The organism is Acuticoccus kalidii, assembly GCF_021556395.1.
In the GTDB taxonomy this organism is placed as follows: Bacteria; Pseudomonadota; Alphaproteobacteria; order Rhizobiales; family Amorphaceae; genus Acuticoccus; species Acuticoccus kalidii.
Window position 1 is genome coordinate 1 of the sequence record NZ_JAKGCS010000007.1, and the last position, 15,136, is coordinate 15,136.

The 15,136-nt window shown below is 66.8% G+C and carries 14 protein-coding genes; 5 read left to right on the plus strand and 9 right to left on the minus strand.

The window, feature by feature from the left end; all coding sequences use genetic code 11:
* Positions 1-174: 174 nt before the first annotated feature.
* Genes L1787_RS03645 through L1787_RS03660 form a run of 4 tightly spaced genes read right to left on the minus strand, consistent with a single transcriptional unit; the run spans position 175 to position 3,190 of the window.
* Positions 175-912: an amino acid ABC transporter ATP-binding protein gene (locus L1787_RS03645; protein ID WP_235707177.1), complete on the minus strand. Its 738-nt coding sequence runs from the start codon at positions 910-912 to the stop codon at positions 175-177.
* 25 nt (positions 913-937) lie between these two features.
* Complete coding sequence (locus tag L1787_RS03650; RefSeq protein ID WP_235707178.1) at positions 938-1,651, minus strand: amino acid ABC transporter permease; 714 nt, start codon at positions 1,649-1,651, stop codon at positions 938-940.
* Complete coding sequence (locus L1787_RS03655; protein ID WP_235707179.1) at positions 1,652-2,329, minus strand: amino acid ABC transporter permease; 678 nt, start codon at positions 2,327-2,329, stop codon at positions 1,652-1,654.
* A 54-nt stretch (positions 2,330-2,383) separates the two neighbouring features.
* Entirely contained in the window at positions 2,384-3,190 is an 807-nt protein-coding gene (locus L1787_RS03660) for a transporter substrate-binding domain-containing protein (protein WP_235707180.1), read from the minus strand.
* 309 nt (positions 3,191-3,499) lie between these two features.
* On the opposite strand from L1787_RS03660, the gene L1787_RS03665 reads away from it, so the two are divergent.
* The 5 genes from L1787_RS03665 to L1787_RS03685 all read left to right on the plus strand — a co-directional run bounded on the left by L1787_RS03665 (position 3,500) and on the right by L1787_RS03685 (position 10,000).
* Complete coding sequence (locus L1787_RS03665; RefSeq protein ID WP_235707181.1) at positions 3,500-4,270, plus strand: SDR family NAD(P)-dependent oxidoreductase; 771 nt, start codon at positions 3,500-3,502, stop codon at positions 4,268-4,270.
* Positions 4,271-4,395: 125 nt separating this feature from the next.
* Positions 4,396-5,517 (plus strand): ATP-NAD kinase family protein, encoded by a 1,122-nt coding sequence (locus tag L1787_RS03670; protein ID WP_235707182.1) that lies wholly within the window; start codon positions 4,396-4,398, stop codon positions 5,515-5,517.
* Positions 5,518-5,529: 12 nt separating this feature from the next.
* Complete coding sequence (gene gcvPA / locus L1787_RS03675) at positions 5,530-6,930, plus strand: aminomethyl-transferring glycine dehydrogenase subunit GcvPA (RefSeq protein ID WP_235707183.1); 1,401 nt, start codon at positions 5,530-5,532, stop codon at positions 6,928-6,930.
* Complete coding sequence (gene gcvPB, locus L1787_RS03680) at positions 6,927-8,498, plus strand: aminomethyl-transferring glycine dehydrogenase subunit GcvPB (protein WP_235707184.1); 1,572 nt, start codon at positions 6,927-6,929, stop codon at positions 8,496-8,498. Before gcvPA ends, gcvPB begins: the two co-directional genes overlap by 4 nt.
* A gap of 38 nt (positions 8,499-8,536) precedes the next feature.
* Complete coding sequence (locus L1787_RS03685) at positions 8,537-10,000, plus strand: aldo/keto reductase (protein ID WP_235707185.1); 1,464 nt, start codon at positions 8,537-8,539, stop codon at positions 9,998-10,000.
* Positions 10,001-10,021: 21 nt separating this feature from the next.
* Here L1787_RS03685 and L1787_RS03690 read toward each other — a convergent pair whose 3' ends face one another.
* The 5 genes from L1787_RS03690 to bcp form a co-directional block, all read right to left on the minus strand.
* The gene (locus L1787_RS03690) at positions 10,022-10,873 is read right to left on the minus strand and encodes a universal stress protein (protein WP_235707186.1); all 852 of its coding nucleotides are present in this window, start codon (positions 10,871-10,873) and stop codon (positions 10,022-10,024) included.
* A gap of 12 nt (positions 10,874-10,885) precedes the next feature.
* On the minus strand, positions 10,886-12,379 hold the full coding sequence (locus L1787_RS03695; RefSeq protein WP_235707187.1) for a SulP family inorganic anion transporter: 1,494 nt from the start codon (positions 12,377-12,379) through the stop codon (positions 10,886-10,888).
* A gap of 254 nt (positions 12,380-12,633) precedes the next feature.
* Complete coding sequence (locus L1787_RS03700; RefSeq protein ID WP_235707188.1) at positions 12,634-13,674, minus strand: extensin-like domain-containing protein; 1,041 nt, start codon at positions 13,672-13,674, stop codon at positions 12,634-12,636.
* Entirely contained in the window at positions 13,671-14,498 is an 828-nt protein-coding gene (locus L1787_RS03705; RefSeq protein WP_235707189.1) for a ferritin-like domain-containing protein, read from the minus strand. Before L1787_RS03705 ends, L1787_RS03700 begins: the two co-directional genes overlap by 4 nt.
* Positions 14,499-14,576: 78 nt before the next feature.
* A complete protein-coding gene (bcp, locus tag L1787_RS03710; RefSeq protein WP_235707190.1) occupies positions 14,577-15,044 on the minus strand; it encodes a thioredoxin-dependent thiol peroxidase in 468 nt (155 codons plus the stop codon).
* Between the last annotated feature and the right edge of the window lie 92 nt (positions 15,045-15,136).

A 15,136-nucleotide genomic window follows, 5' to 3' on the forward strand; every position in this document is an offset into this window, starting at 1 on the left:
ACGGCTTCGCCGTCCTCCACTTCGTTTCGGCCCTTCGGGTGACGGCGCACGCCTCACGGCCCATGGCGGTCGCATGACGGCTCCGGAGGAACGACGCGGAGGGAACATGACCCGACTCTCCAAAGGAACGGGGAGGGCGCCGGCGGCAAAGTGAGGCGGTCGCGAGGACGGCCGTCAGTGGCGCAACACCTTCGCGAAGAAATCGCGGGCGCGGTCGGTCTTCGGCGCGTCGAAAATGTCCGACGGGGTGCCGGTCTCGACGACCTTGCCGCCATCCATCATCACGACCTGGGTCGAGACCTCGCGCACGAAGCCCATTTCGTGGCTGACGATCAGCATCGTCATCCCGTCGGCGCGCAATTCGCGGATCGTGTCGAGCACCTCGCCGACGAGCTCGGGGTCGAGCGCCGAAGTCACCTCATCGAGGAGGAGGAGCTTGGGGCGCAATGCGAGCGCGCGGGCGATCGCGACGCGCTGCTGTTGGCCGCCGGACAATTGGTCGGGATAGGATGTCGTCTTGTCGGCGAGCCCGACTTTGGCGAGGAGACGGTGCGCCTCCGCCTCGACCTCCTTGCGCGGGCGCTTCTTGATCTTGATCGGGGCGATCGTGACGTTGCGCAGAACGTCCATGTTCTGGAAGAGATTATATTGTTGGAACACGATCGCGACGTCCTCACGCAAAGCGCGCACGTCCGCGGCCTTTTGATAGTCGATCGTCTTCCCGCCGATCGAGACGGTGCCGCCCGATGGCGGGGTCAGCCCCATGAGAACGCGCAAGATCGTGGATTTTCCCGATCCCGACGGGCCGACGAGGCCGAGAACGTCGCCGCGATCGGCCTTGAGGTCGATACCCTTCAAGACGTCGAAGGCGCCGTAGCGGGCCGTCAGATCTTGGACGAGAAGATCGTACATCTGCGAAATATCGCCTTTCCGAGGGTCAGAGGCCGGGCAGGTTCATCGTGCGGGTGGGGCCGCGTCGGCGCTGTGTACGCGTCTCGAGATGCTGGCCGAGAAGGGTCAGCGGGTAGGACATCGCGAAATAAAGGAGCGCGATCGTGCCGAAGACGAGGATACCCGAATAGCCCTGATTGTTGAGTTCCTTGCCGCGGAAGGTCAGCTCGAACACGCCGATCTGGCTGACGAGGGAGGTGTCTTTGATGAAGGCGACCGAGAAGGCGATGGCCGGCGGCAAGATGACCGGCCAGGCCTGCGGCAGCACCACCCAAAGGGTCGTCTGGAGGCGGGACATGTTCATCGCCCGCGCCGCTTCGATCTGGGTGCGCGGCACCGATTCGAGCCCGCCGCGGATGATCTCGGCCGTATAGGCGATGGCGTAGATCGTGATCGCGACGACGGCGATCGAGAAGAGCGAGGCGTTCGAGACGAAGGCCTGGATGAAGAAGAGGACGAGATAGGTCGTCACCAGGAAGGGGATCCGGCGGAAAACCTCGACATAGGCGGTGACGATCACCCGCAATGGCAGCCAGATGCGGCCCGGCGTCTGGCGCAGATAGACGAGGAAGAAGGCGAGCAGGAAACCGAGCCCGCAGCCGATCGCCGTCATCGACAGCGTCACCCCCATCGCCTCGAGGAGGAAGGCGACGTTGTTCCACGAAAAGAAGCGCGGGATCTGTTCGAGCAGGCGGTCCATCTAGAAGATCTTCGCGTTGACGCGGAAGGCCCAGCGGCCGACCAGCGCGAGCCCGATGCTCGCGATGAAGGTCAGGACGACGTACATCGCCGCGACGACGGTGAAGTTTTCGAGCCAGCGATAATTGACCGTCGAGATGTTGATCGCCTGGCCCGTCAGCTCGTCGACGCCGACGATCGCGCCGATCGAGGTGCCCATGACGAGGATGACGATGAAGAAGTTGGCGAGCGCCGGATAGATCGTCTTCGCGATGTGCGGGACGATCACGTAGCGCACCTGTTGGGTGACCGACATGCCGAGCGTCGCGGCGGCCTCGAGCTCGGTCTGCCGCACCGACAGGAAGCCGGCCCGCATGATGAGGGTGAGGTAGGCGCCCGAGCTGAGGATCAGCCCGATGAGCACGCACGCTTCGTTCGACCAGCGGATGCCGAATTCCGGCAGGCCGAAATAGAGGAAATAGATCTGGATGAGCGTCGGTGTGTTGGTGAAGAAGACCACATAGACGCCGACGACCGCCCGCAACGGCCACGGCCCGTAAGACCGGATCGCGGCGCAGACGAGCCCGATCAGCGCGCCCGCCGTGAAGGCGGCGACGCCGAGCTGGAGGGTGAGCCAGGCGCCTTGCAAAAGCTCCGGAAACTCGCGCCAGACGACGTTGAACTGGAACGTATAGTTCATGCACTCACCCGTCGACGCGCGGCGCGTTGCCGATGAACGCGCCGCGTATCAGGCTCAGAAGAAGGGGTTCGGCTCGACTTTGACGAGCATTGGCGCGCCATAATTGGCCTCCCAAGACTCGTTGATCATGCCCGAGGAGTGGAGGTCAAAGAGGATAATATTCAAGACCTCGGCAAGGTTCGCGTTGCCCTGCGACAGACCGATCGCGCAATAGCCGACGAAGATCGGCTCCTTCACCACGCGCCAGTTCACCGCCGGATAGTTCTTCGTGAAGCCCATGAAGAAATCGACATTCTCGACGATCGCATCGGCCCGGCCCTGGCCGACGAGGCGCACGGTGTCCGCGATCGTGTCGACGAGCTCGAGGCTCGCGTTCGGCATGTTCTCCTCGATCCAGCCGACCGACCAGTTGCCGCGCATATTGGCAAGGACGATGCCGTCTTTGTTGAAGTCTTCCCAGGTATCGCCTTCGGTCTTATCGGTCGTGAGGACGGCCATCACCTCGGTGTGGAGGGGAACGGTGTAGTCGATCAGCTTGGCGCGCTCGGCCGTGCGCGTCAGCGCGCCGAGGGAAATGTCGATCCGGTCGGAGACGATGAACGGGACGCGTTGCGGGGTCTCGGTCGGAACCCATTCGACTTCGACACCCAGCTTTTCGGCGATCGCGTTGCCGACATCGATGTCGAACCCTTCCCATTCGCCCGCATCGTTGCGCACGCTCATGTTCGGGAAGTTCGGGTTGATCCCGATCCGGATCGTGCCGGAGGAGAGAATATCGTCCAGCGAACGGGCTTCCGCGCCGGGCATGGACGTGATGACGAGCGCGAGCGCCGCGGCGCCGACCCACAACGATCTCAACATGCTTCTCTCCTTCGCTTCACAGCCGTTTCGGCTCATGATTGAGGGTGCCGCCGGAAGGCGTCGGACCTTCGTCCGTGGCGGCTAGACTGACTGATCAGCGAACTGTTAGTCAATGACTGTTCGCATCGCGCACACGTGTACGCTTGAGTGGTCGCGCTGCCGCAGCCGATTTCGGCCGGTGAAAGGGTTCGCCCACGCGGCCGATTCTGCACGCTCCGTGCCATCGCTCGGGGCGCCATGAGGCCGACCATTCGAGGCCGGCGACCGGAGGACGAGCGCCCCGCGGGGCGCATCGACGGAGACCTGGTGATGATGCACGAATTGTCCGGCAAGACGGTCCTGGTGACGGGGGCATCGAAGGGGATCGGCGCGGCGATCGCTGCCGCTTCGGTCGCGGCGGGGGCCCGCGTCGTCGCCCATTATGGCACCGACAAAGACGGGGCGGCCGCCGCGACGGCCGCAGCGCCGGAGGGAACGGTGAAGCTGCTCGCGGCGGATCTGTCGGAACCGCACGCCGCGCTCGATCTCGTCGAGGAGGCGATCCGGTGGGCCGGACGGCTCGACTGCGTGGTCAACAACGCGGCGGTGATGCGGATCGATGGCGGCGTCGACAGCGATCTCGATCGCTGGGACGCGGTGTGGGAGGAGGCGTTCGCGGTGAACGTCAAGGCGCCGGCCGATCTGATGCGGGCGGCGACGAACCATTTTCTGGCCGTCGGCGGCGGCACGATCGTCTCGATTTCGAGCTGGGCCGCCTATCGCGGCATGGCGAGCGCCGGGGGCCTTGCCTATGCCGCGTCCAAGGCGGCGACCGCGACGACGACGAAAGCGCTCGCCCGCGCCTATGCCGACAAGGGCCTACTCGCCTACGTCATCGTTCCGGGGGTCGTCGAGACGCGGCTTTCGATCGAGGCGGCGGAGGCGGGGGCGGGGATCGAGGCCGTCGTCGGTGCGCTGGCGATGAAGGAGATGGTTCCGCCGCACGAGATCGGCGAGCTCGTCGTCTTCCTGGCGAGCGGCCGATGCCGCCATCTCAACGGAGCGATGCTCGACGTCAACGGGGCGAGCTATATCCGCTGAGGGGCGAAATCGTCCGGCTTGACAGCGCGGGCGCCTCGGGAAACTGTGTACAAGTGTTCGCACAGCGCCCAAATCCTCCGGAACGGAATGCTGAGACGGGACCGCGCGGCCCCGCACGGATCGGATTGATCGTCAATCCGGTCGCCGGTCTCGGCGGCGCCGTGGCGCTCAAGGGGAGCGACGGGGCAGCGACGATCGCCGAGGCGCTTCGGCGCGGCGCGCGTCCGCGGGCGGCATTGCACACGACGCGGGCGCTCGACGCTCTGGCCCGGCGCAGAGGCGATGCGCAGATCCTCGCCGGGGCGGGCGCGCTCGGCGCCGATCTCGCCGCGGGGGCGGGTTTTGCGGTCCGCACCGTCGCGCCGGCGACGCCGGTCGAAACCACCGCCGACGACACACGCCGCACCGCCGCCGCGATCCTCGCGGAAGGGGCGGACGTTCTCCTCTTCGCCGGAGGGGACGGCACGGCGCGGGATATCTTCGACGTGGTCGGAGCCGCGCTTCCGATGATCGGCATTCCGGCCGGTGTGAAGATGCATTCGGCCGTTTTCGCCCGCACGCCCGATGCCGCCGGAGAGGCGGCCGCCCGCTTCGTCGACAGCGTGGAGCGATCGACGCACGAGGCGGAAGTGATGGACATCGACGAGGCGGCCCTGCGCGAAGGCCGCGTCGGTGCCGAACTCCACGGCTATGCCGCGACGCCGCGCCTTGCCGGGGTCATCCAAAGTCCGAAGTCCGCCCCCCGGCGGTTCGACGAGGCGGCGCTCGATGCGGCCGCCCGCGACATCGCCCGCGATCTCGATCCGGCGCGGCTCTATCTCATCGGGCCGGGGACGACGACGCGGCGTGTCATGCGCGCGCTCGGCCACGAGGGGTCGCTCCTCGGCATCGACGCGGTCGCCGGCGGGCGCGTTCTCGGCCTCGACCTCACGGCACATGAGATCGAGGCGCATCTCGCCGCGACGGAGCGGGCGGGGCTCATTCTCGGCGTGATCGGCGGGCAGGGCTGTCTTCTCGGCCGGGGCAACCAGCAGCTCACGGCCGCGATCGTCCGCCGCGTCGGACTGGCGAACCTCACCATCCTCGCCGCACTCGAAAAGATTGCCGCGCTCGAAGCCGGCCTCTTCGTCGACACCGGCGACCGCGAACTCGACGACGCGTTCGCCGGCTACCGAACCGTTCACACCGGCCCGCGCATGAGCTCGATCGTCCGCATCGATGCCGCCCGAACCGCGACCGCCGCCTGAGAGGAGCGAGAATTGACACGAGGCACCGCCCATCCCTGGATGGCGAATTCGACGCCCGAGACCAAGACCGCGATGCTGGAGGCGATCGGCGCACCGAGCATCGAGGCGCTGTTTCACCAGATTCCGGCCGATCATCGCCTGTCGCGCCCGCTCAATTTGCCGCCGACGCTGAGCGCCGAGGTGGCGTTGAAGCGTCATCTCGTCGATCTCCTGAAGAAGAACGCGTCGGCGGAGGACAATCTCTCCTTCCTCGGAGCGGGCACGTACCAGCACCATGTGCCGGCGGTCTGCGAGGAGGTGGCGCGCCGGGCGGAGTGGCTGATGTCGGTGTTCGGCTCGCCGATGTCGGATCATGGGCGAAACCAGGCCTGGTTCGAGTTTTGCAGCCTCCTCGGGGAGCTCATCAAAACCGATTGTGTCGGCCTTCCGGTCTATTCCTGGGGCGCGGCGATCGGTCATGCGATCCGCATGGCCTCGCGCATCAACGGGCGGCGCGAGGCTTTGGTGGTGAAGGCGATGTCGCCCGAGCGCCTCGGCGTCGTGAAGACCAATTGCGAGCCGCCTCAAATGGCGAGCCATATCGCGGTGACCGAAGTCGGTTACGATCCGGCGACTGGGCGCCTCGATATGGACGACTACCGCGCCAAGCTCTCGGATGCGGTCGCGGCGGTCTATTTCGAGGTGCCCTCGTTCCTCGGCGTGATCGAGACCGAGGGGGCGGAGATCGCGCGCCTCGCCCATGAGGCGGGGGCGGAGGTGATCGTCGGCGTCGATCCGTCGAGCCTCGGAATCTTGAAGGCGCCGCCCGATTACGGGGCCGACATCGTGGTCGGTACCCTCCAGCCGCTCGGCGTACCGATGAATGCGGGGGGCGGCGTCGGCGGCTTCATCGCAACGCGGGACGAGGAGCGCTATGCCCGTGAATATCCGACGCTGATGATCTCCATCACCGAGACGATCGCCGGCGAATACGGCTTCGGCCTCAGCCTCTTCCACCAGACCTCATACGGGATGCGGGACGAGGGGAAGGACTGGACCGGCAATTCGGTCTACATGTGGGCGGTCGTCGCGGCGGCCTATATGGGCCTTCTCGGGCCGGACGGATTTCGCGATCTCGGCCACGCGATCATCACCCGCGCGCACGCGGCGGCGCGGCGCCTCGATGCGATCGAGGGTGTGCGCGTCGTCTTTCCGAGCGGCTTCTTCAAGGAATTCGTCGTCAATTTCGACGCCACCGGCAAGACGGTCGCCGAGATCAACGGCGCGCTGCGGGCGCGGGGGATCTTCGGCGGCAAGGACCTCTCCGCCGCGTTCCCGGAGCTTGGTGAGAGTGCGCTCTATGCCGTCACCGAGATCCACACCGAAGGCGATATCGCCCGCCTCGCCGCCGTGCTCGAGGAGGTGATCCGATGACCGGCCTGCGCCGCTATCATGCCGCCGTCTGGGACGAGCCCGTGATCATGGAGATGGGCGCGCCCGGCCGCCGCGGCATCCTCTTTCCGCCGTTCGAGCCCGGCCTTGCCGGCGCCAGCGAGGCGGGGGATCTCATCCCGGCGGGGATGGCGCGTGAGGACCGGCCGGCGCTGCCGGAGCTGTCGGAGCCGGAGGTGCTGCGCCATTTCCTGCACCTGTCGCAGGAGACGCTCGGCATGGCCGGGATCAGCCTCTTCGGCACTTGCACGATGAAGTATAACGCGCCGGTGAGCGAACAGGCGGCCTGGCGCCCGCAGCTTGCCGCCATCCACCCCGAGCAGGACGAGGAGACCCTCCAGGGCCTTCTCGAAATCCTGCACGAATTCGACCTCATTCTGCGTGAGGTCTCCGGGATGGACCAGTTCGTCTTCCAGGCCGGCGGCGGCGCGCACGCGGCCTACACCCATTGCGCGGTGACGCGGGCCTATTTCGCCGCGAAGGGCGAACTCGAACGGCGCGACGAGATCATCACCACGATCCAGACCCATCCCTGCAACGCGGCGACGGCGGCCGCCGCGGGCTTCAAGGTGATCACCTTGATGTTGGAGGAGGACGGCTATCCCTCGGTCGAGGCGCTGAAGGCGGCGGTCTCGGAGCGGACCGCCGCCTTGATGATCAACAATCCCGACGACATGGGAATCTACAATCCGCACATCAAACAGTGGGTCGAGATCGTCCACGAAGCGGGCGGGCTCTGCTTTTACGACCACGCCAATTTCAATGGCGTGATGGGCAAGATCCGCGCGCGTGAGCTGGGGTTCGATGCGTGCATGTATATGCTGCACAAGACCTTCGGCGCACCCAAAGGCGGCGGTGGCCCGGCCGTCGGCGCCTATGGCTGCTCGGACGAGCTCGCACCCTTCCTGCCGCGTCCCGTGGTGGTGAAGGCCGGCGACCGGTACCGGCTCGATCAGGATCGTCCGCAATCCTGCGGCAAGATTCGCGAGTATTTCGGCAACGTTCCGCAGGTGGTGAAGGCCTACGCCTGGGCGCGGGCGATGGGCGCGGAGGGGATCGACGAGGCGTCTGATATCTCCGTGCTCGCCAACAATTATATGGAAAAGCGCCTCCTCGCGATCCGCGGCATCACCAAAAGCCACCCGGACAACGATGTCTGGCGCACCGAGATGACGCGCTATTCCTTCGAGACGCTGAAGGAGGAAACCGGCGTCGGCGTTCTCGACGTGCAGAACCGGATGATCGATTTCGGCATCGACGCGTTCTGGCTGAGCCACGAGCCGTGGATCGTGCCGGAGCCGTTCACCCCGGAGGCGGGGGAGATGTACGGCAAGGAGGATCTCGACACCTGGATCGACGTTCTCGCCGAGATCAGCCGCGAGGCCTACACCGACCCGCACACGGTGAAGACCGCGCCGCACAATCAGGCGATCCACCAGCTGAAGGGCGACGCGCTCGAAGATCCTGCGCGCTGGGCGATGACGTGGCGCGCCTATCGGCGTAAGCGTGCGGCCGCTGCCCCGGCCGCCGCGACGATCTCCGCAGGATAGACGGCCGCCACCGGAGCGCGGCGCGAGGACGGGACACCATGACACCGATCGAAACATGCGCCCTGGCGCCCGGCCTCGACATCACCCGCGTCCTCACCGGACTCTGGCAGGTGGCGGACATGGAGAAGGACGGAACGCCGCTCGATCTCGACGCCGCTGCCGACCATCTGGACGCCTACGCGAAGGCCGGTTTCACCACCTTCGACATGGCGGACCATTATGGCAGCGCCGAGCTGATCGCGGGCCGTGTTCTCGCCCGGCACGGCAAGGGCGCGCGGCCGCTCGCCTTCACCAAATGGTGCCCCGAACCGGGGCCGATGACGCCCGCGATCGTCAGAGACGGGGTGGAGGAGCGCTGTCGCCGTCTCGGCGTCGAAAGGGTCGATCTCCTGCAATTCCACTGGTGGACGTTCGAGCATCCCGCCTGGCTCGACGCGCTCCACGAAATGAAGGCTCTCGCCGAGGAAGGGCTGATCGGTGCGATCGGCGTCACCAATTTCGACGCCGCCCATCTCGCCCTCGCGATCGCCGACGGGATTCCGGTCGTCTCCAACCAGGTCTCGTTCTCGCTCCTCGATCGGCGGGCGGCCGGGCCGCTCGCGCAGGTCGCGGCGGAGCGGGGCGTGAAACTCCTCGCCTACGGCACGCTGGCGGGCGGCTTCTTGTCGGAGCGCTGGCTCGGCACGGCGGAGCCGGAGACGATCGGCGACTGGAGCGGCATGAAATATCGCCGCTTCATCGAGGCGGCCGGCGGGTGGCGGGCCTATCAGGGAATTTTGTCGGCGGCGGCGGAGATTGCGCGCAAGCACGGCGTCTCGATTTCCAATGTCGCGACCCGCTGGGTGCTGGAACATCCCTTTGTCGGCGGCGTCATCATCGGCGCGCGTCTCGGCGAACGCGACCATCGCGACGACAACCGGCGCCTCTTCGCCTTCGCCCTCGACGGCGAGGACCACGCCCGCCTTGCCGCCGCCTTCGCCGCGACCCGTCCCATTCCGGGCGATTGCGGCGACGAATATCGCCGGCCGCCTTACCTGACGGCGTCGGGCGATCTCAGCCATCATCTGTCGCAGGTGCCGTCCGTCTTCACCGCCGAGCCGATGGCGGCGCGGCCGGAACGGGCCCGCGTCGGCTCGGGGAGCGAGTGGGAGGCGATCGCGGGCTATAGCCGGGCCGTGAAGGTCGGCGAGCGCGTCCTCGTCTCCGGCACGACGGCGACGCATGGGAGCGACCGCGTCGTCGCGCCGGGCGATGCGGGGGCGCAGACCACCTACATTCTCGACAAGATCCTCGGCGCCATCCGCGCGCTCGGCGCGGCGCCGGAGGATGTCGTCCGCACCCGCTGCTATCTCGCCGATCCGGCCGATGTCGAAGCCGTCTCGCGCGCCCATGGCGCCGTGTTCGGTGCGATCCGGCCGGCGAACACGCTGTTCGCCGCCGGCGCGCTCATCGGCGACTACGCGGTCGAGATCGAGGCCGAGGCGGTCATCCGCGCGGACTGAGCGGACGAGGCCGCCCGGCGGTCAGCGGAAGAGGAGGACCGGCACGCGGCAAGCGCGCACCATCTCGCTGGTGGTCGAGCCGATGATCAGCGTGCGCATCCGGCTGTGCCCGTAGGCGCCCATCACGAGAAGGTCGCAGCCTTCGCGGTCGATATAATTGGTGATCGCCTCTTCGGGCTGGCCCTGTTCAAGCGACGTCGTGATCGAGCCGCCGCCGGCCGCCGCGAGCGCCTTCGCTCCGTCGAGCTTGCGCTGGTTCTCGACCGTCGGCTGCCCCACCATCAGGATGTGCCCCTTGAGGCCGGCAAAGAATGGGCTGCGGCCGGCCATGTCGACCGCCTTCATCGCCGAGGTGCCGCCGTCGAAGGCGATCACGTAGGAGGTGATCTCCTTGAACGCGCGGTTCGCGACGAGGACCGGCTTCATCGAGGAGCGCACCACGCGCTCGAGGTTCGAGCCGAGATGGAGCTTGGCGAAGTCCGCCGCCTCGCCGCGCTTGCCGATCACGACGAGACGGGCGTCCTCTTCGAGCTCGTTCACCGTCTCGATGAGGTCGCCATGGCGCAGGCGCTCCTGGATCTCGGTGACGCCATCGGCCTCCATGCGCTCGCGCGCCGCGGCGAGGATCGCGCGGCCGCGCTTCTGGATCAGCTTCGCCCGCTCGGTGTCGAGCGCGGCGAGTTCTTCGAGAAGGGCGGTCCGGGCGCCGAGGCCGATACTGCCCGAAAGGTCGGCCGGCGCGATCGCCTCCCGGCGGCCGAGAACATGCACGATCTCCACCGGCGTCTCGATCCGCTTGGCGGCCCACGCGGCATGGTCGCAAACGCTCTGCGAATAGATCGACCCGTCGATCAGCGCGATCACTTTCGTCATGTCGTCACTCCCTCAGTGGCCGGGGTCGAGGCGCTCCATGGCGCCCGGCTTGTCGTGGATGCCGAGCTTGTCGACGATCGTTTCGCTCGCCTCGTTGAGGCCTATCACATTCACCTCGGCGCCTTCGCGGCGGAATTTGAGGACCACCGAATCGAGCGCGTCGACGCTCGAAATGTCCCAGATGTGCGCGCGCGAAACATCGATATCGACCCGGTCGAGCGCCTCCTTAAAGTCGAAGGCGCTGACGAAATCGTCGGCCGAGGCGAAAAAGAGCTGACCCTCGACATGGTAGGTGCGCACCCGCCCGTCCGGCGACAAAGCCGAGGTGACGCGGAAGATCTGCGCGATCTTGCCGGCGAAGAAGATGCCGGACAAAAGCACCCCGGCAAGAACGCCGATCGCGAGATTGTGCGTCGCGACGACGACCACCACCGTCGTCAGCATGACCACCGAGGACGAGCGCGGATGATGGCGCAGCGCCTTGATGGAGGACCAGGAGAAGGTGCCGACCGACACCATGATCATGATCGCGACGAGCGCGGCCATCGGGATCTGCCCCACGATGTCGCCGAGCACGACCACGAGGATGAGAAGGAAGATCCCCGCGACGAAACAGGAGAGGCGCCCGCGCCCGCCGGATTTCACGTTGATCATCGACTGGCCGATCATCGCGCACCCGGCCATCCCACCGATGAAGCCCGTGCCAATATTGGCGAGACCCTGGCCGACGCACTCGCGGTTCTTGTCGGACGGGGTGTCGGTGAGATCGTCGACGATCTGCGCCGTCATCAGCGATTCGAGCAGGCCGACCGCCGCGATCGCCGCCGAATAGGGCAGGATGATCTGGATCGTCTCGAGCGTCAGCGGAATGTCGGGGATGAGGAAGACGGGGAAGGTCGACGGAAGCTCGCCCATGTCGGCGACGGTGCGCAGGTCGTCGAGGCCGAAGAGGATGGTGACGGCCGACAGGACGATGATGCACACGAGCGGAGAGGGAATGACGCGCGTTACGTAGGGAAAGAGGTAGATGATCGCGAGGCCCGCGGCGACCATCGGATAGGTGAGCCAGGGAACGCCCATGAGCTCGGGAAGCTGGGCCATGAAGATGAGGATCGCGAGCGCGTTCACGAACCCCGTCATCACCGAGCGCGAGACGAACCGCATCAACGCCCCGAGCCGCAGATAACCGGCGATCACCTGAAGGATGCCGGCGAGAACGGTCGTCGCGAGGAGATATTGCAGCCCATAATCGCGCACCAACGTCACCATGAGGACGGCGGTGGCGGCGGTCGCGGCCGAGACCATGCCCGGCCGTCCGCCCGCGATGGCCGTGATCACCGCGATCGAGAAGGAGGCGTAAAGGCCCACCTTCGGATCGACGCCGGCGATGATCGAGAAGGCGATCGCCTCGGGAATGAGGGCGAGGGCGACCACGAGGCCGGACAACAGGTCCGCCCGCACGTTACCGAACCAATTCTCACGGAAGATATGGGGGTCGAAGGACAAAGGCAGTCTCCCGAAGGCAATCATGGTGCGCAACGCGCCTTTGCCGACGGTTGGCAAGGGTCGCGCCGAAAAGCGAGTGGCGGGCGACGCGGCGTTCGCCCGGCGATGATGGGATCGGGGACGTGGATGAGCCCCTGTCACCGGGGATGCACCACAATCTCGCTAGCGCTGCAATGTGTCGCGCCCAACAAATGGGATATCGCCGGTGCGCCAGAAGCGGGGATTGCGGCGAGGCCACGCTCCGAGAGGCGGTGTCACTTGCAGTATTTGCTGCCGTTGCGACGCTGGGCGAGGTCGAAATGCAGATGGTCGTGATGGGCGGGATCGGAGAGGGGGCCGAGGACGGTCTTGAAGGCGTCGCAGCCCTTGGCGCGAATCTCGGCCTGGAAGGCGGCGACCGTCGCGGAGCGGCCGGGGCCCTTGGGGGCGACCGACATCGACTCACCGTTCGCAAAGGCGATCGACCGGACGTCGAGCGCGTTGGCGAGCGCGTGCTCGCTGAGCCGGCTCGACGGCCCGCGCCCATTGCGCCGGTTGCGGCAGCTATAGCTCGCGGCGACGAAGATGGTCTCCGGCGCGGTCTTGAAGTGGCGCTGCGCGGCGGGGGCGAGACCGTCGCGCACCCATTCGGCGGCGGCGCGCGCCGTCTCGCATCGCATCGTCGCGGCGGGCTGGAGCGTGATGCCGCGGATCTTGGTGACCTTGAGCGGACGCGGCGCGCCGCATGCGCCCTGGCTGATCGGCGCGAGGACGGTGAAGCTGACGCCGAGGCTCGCGATCGCGCTCTCGCATGAACCGTCTCCGGCGGAGGCGACGGTCTCCTTCGGATTGACCGAGGCAAGGGTCGGTTTCACCCGCTGGGGCGGCGGATCGGGCTTCTTTCTGGGGACGACCGTTTCGGTGGCGAAGAAGGCGAAGGCGGCGCTGATCGCGGCCGTCGCGCCCGGCGACGGGGCGAGACGCAACGGGTTCGCCTCCGGCCGCTCCGCCGCGTCGTCGGTTTGAGACGGGTCGATCGGCGGCGCATCCGACGGAGGAGTTGCGGCCGCGGCGAGGCTGCGCTCCGAATGGGCGGGGGGCGTGTCGGCGGTCGTCTCAGCGTCTTTGGCGGCGTCTTCGGCCGCGTCCGCCGTATCGGAGGGCGCGGCATCGGGAGCCGGCGGACGCGCCTCCGCTTCGCCATCGCGCTGCGGATCGGCGTCGCGCTGCGGATTGGCGGCGGGCGTCGGGATGGGTTGGGCAAGGGCCGGTGCGCCGAGCATCACGATGAGAGCGGCGAGCGGGCCCCATTTCATGTGCGGATCGTCTCCAACGGGCGGTAAAAACCCGGCGTCAGGCACGCCGCGGATCGGGCCTTGTCGTTGAAGGGCGGTTTCAGCGCACCACGAAAATGGGTCCGCACGAGATGATGGAAGGCCGGCTCGGCCGCGCGCCCCTCGCGGTCGCACAGATAGCGGAACCAGGACGCGCCGACATAGACGTGGCCTTTTTCGTCCTCATAGATCCGCCTCAGGACGGCGGCGGTCTCGTGGTCGCCCGCCTCCGCGAACGTCGTGATCATCGACGGCGTCACGTCGAGCCCGCGCGCTTCGAGGACGAGAGGGACGATGGCGAGCCGGGCGGAAAGGTCTTTCCCCGTCGCCTCGGCCGCCTGCCAGAGGCCGTCATGGGCCGGAAGGTCGCCATAGCGGGCGCCGAAGACGGCGAGCCGATCGCTCAGCAGCCCGTAATGGGTCGCCTCCTCGAAGCCGACGCGCACCCATTGGTCGAAGAAGGAGCGCGGCATCGCCTCCGCCGCGAAGCGGCCGACGATGTCCCAGGCGAGGTCCATGGCGTTCAGCTCAATGTGCGCGATCGCGTGGAGGAAGGCGACGCGGCCCTTCTCGCTGTTCAACGAGCGGCGGGGCATTTCGCGCGGGGCAAGCAGCGCGGGACGCTCCGGCCGACCCGGACGGTCCGGCATCGGCCGGTCGAGCGTCGGCCGGCGGCGTGACAGGGTGCGCGCCATCCACGCGTTGCGTGCAAGGCACGTGAGGCGCGCTTTTTCGGCCGGATCCGGCGTCGCGACGATCAGCGCCGCAGCGTCCGCGAGGGACGCGAAGGGCCGCTCCGAACTCATCGCCGTGTCACACCCGACCCGTCATCGTCGCCACTGTCTCCGCCTCGCTTGATAAGGCTGCGCCGTCCTCAGTCGTCGTCAGAGCGCGCGGGCCGCCTCGAGAACCGATTCGGCGTGGCCCGCGACCTTCACCTTGCGCCAGATCCGCGCAATCCTACCATCCTTGTCGATCAGGAATGTGGTGCGCTCCACACCCATATATTTCCGGCCATAATTTTGCTTCTCGACCCAGACTCCATACGCGTCGGCAACCTGGTGCTCGGTGTCGGCCGCGAGTGCGTAACCCAATCCGAGCTTCGCCTTGAACTTGTCGTGACTTGCAACCGAATCGGGGGACACACCGATGATCGCAACGTTTGATTTTTGGAATGCGTCCGAGAGCGCGTTAAAGTCGTTCGCCTCATTCGTGCACCCGGTCGTGTTGTCTTTCGGGTAAAAATAGAGGACGACCGGCTGGCCCTTGAGGGCAGAAAGCGAGATTTCACTTGCGTTGTCGCCGGGAACGGTGAAGTCCGGCGCGTGTGCCCCTTCGACGAGGTCGCTCATCAGTCTGTCTCCCGTTGATCGTTCATCGGAGCCTCATACTGGGCAATCCATGCGTAGGGTAGGGCGTCGTCATGGTGTTGGGTGTAGAAGGG

Bases quoted from the DNA above. Each gene is read 5' to 3' on its own strand.
- L1787_RS03645 (WP_235707177.1), bottom strand. From the start codon at position 912: ATGTACGATCTTCTCGTCCAAGATCTGACGGCCCGCTACGGCGCCTTC.
- L1787_RS03650 (WP_235707178.1), bottom strand. From the start codon at position 1,651: ATGGACCGCCTGCTCGAACAGATCCCGCGCTTCTTTTCGTGGAACAAC.
- L1787_RS03655 (WP_235707179.1), bottom strand. From the start codon at position 2,329: ATGAACTATACGTTCCAGTTCAACGTCGTCTGGCGCGAGTTTCCGGAG.
- L1787_RS03660 (WP_235707180.1), bottom strand. From the start codon at position 3,190: ATGTTGAGATCGTTGTGGGTCGGCGCCGCGGCGCTCGCGCTCGTCATC.
- L1787_RS03665 (WP_235707181.1), top strand. From the start codon at position 3,500: ATGATGCACGAATTGTCCGGCAAGACGGTCCTGGTGACGGGGGCATCG.
- gcvPB (WP_235707184.1), top strand. From the start codon at position 6,927: ATGACCGGCCTGCGCCGCTATCATGCCGCCGTCTGGGACGAGCCCGTG.
- L1787_RS03685 (WP_235707185.1), top strand. From the start codon at position 8,537: ATGACACCGATCGAAACATGCGCCCTGGCGCCCGGCCTCGACATCACC.
- L1787_RS03690 (WP_235707186.1), bottom strand. From the start codon at position 10,873: ATGACGAAAGTGATCGCGCTGATCGACGGGTCGATCTATTCGCAGAGC.
- L1787_RS03700 (WP_235707188.1), bottom strand. From the start codon at position 13,674: ATGAAATGGGGCCCGCTCGCCGCTCTCATCGTGATGCTCGGCGCACCG.
- L1787_RS03705 (WP_235707189.1), bottom strand. From the start codon at position 14,498: ATGAGTTCGGAGCGGCCCTTCGCGTCCCTCGCGGACGCTGCGGCGCTG.
- bcp (WP_235707190.1), bottom strand. From the start codon at position 15,044: ATGAGCGACCTCGTCGAAGGGGCACACGCGCCGGACTTCACCGTTCCC.